This is a genomic window from Streptomyces sp. SID14436 (genome assembly GCF_010548465.1).
In the GTDB taxonomy this organism is placed as follows: Bacteria; Actinomycetota; Actinomycetes; order Streptomycetales; family Streptomycetaceae; genus Streptomyces.
In genome coordinates this window covers 1-759 of record NZ_JAAGMD010000360.1, presented here as the reverse complement: position 1 = coordinate 759, position 759 = coordinate 1, and the positions used below count along the sequence as shown (strand labels likewise).

Genomic DNA, 759 nt, shown 5'->3' with positions numbered 1-759 from the left:
GTCCCGGCCGGCGCCCCGGCCCCGGAGCGCCCGCGCCGGGGCACTGATCCGATGAGGTGACACCCGGTCACGTGGCCGGGCCGGGCGGGAACATACGGCGAATGCCCCCGTCGTCCCGACCGCCCCACGTCCGCCGGTGAGCGCCGACACCCCGGTCCGGCGTGCCCTGACCGGCGCCACGGCGCTGCGCGGCGGCGGCCGGTGGCGCCCCACGCCGTACCAGCTCGCCGGTCTGCTGTGCTGGCTCGCGCTGTCCCTGGCGTTCTGGGCGGTGCCGCTGTGCTGCGACGCCGGGCTGCACGCGGCGGCGATCGAGCGCCTGCGGGACGACCTGCTCCACCCGCGGCACCCGACGGCCGACCTGCCGGGCGCGGGCAGCCCCGCCTACACGCCCTACGCCCTGGCCCAGGCGGTGTTCGCCCGGGTGACGGAGCTGGGCGGGCGGGAGGTGCTGCGGCTCGCCGGGCCGCTGAACCTGCTGGTGCTGCTGGCCGGGCTGGGGCGTTTCGTCCGGGTGCTGAGCCCGCGCCGCCGGGCACCGGTCCTGGCGCTGGCCGGGGTGACGCTGCTGTGGGGCGCGCAGGCGGGAGGGTGGAGCGGCGGTCCGGGGCCGGCGTCCACGCTGCCGTACCCGTCGGTGCTCGCGGCCGGGCTGACCTTCTGGGCGTGGGGGCTGACCGGGGCGCGGGCCTGGGCGTGCTGTACGGGCTGGTGCTGCTCGTCCACCCGGCGACCGGGGTGGTGGCCGGGGCGGGTGCG

General features: G+C 79.4%; 1 pseudogene. It reads left to right on the top strand.

Annotated elements, in window-relative coordinates:
• Positions 1-136: 136 nt before the first annotated feature.
• Positions 137-759: pseudogene (locus G3I53_RS12640) on the top strand (hypothetical protein); the annotation flags it as partial.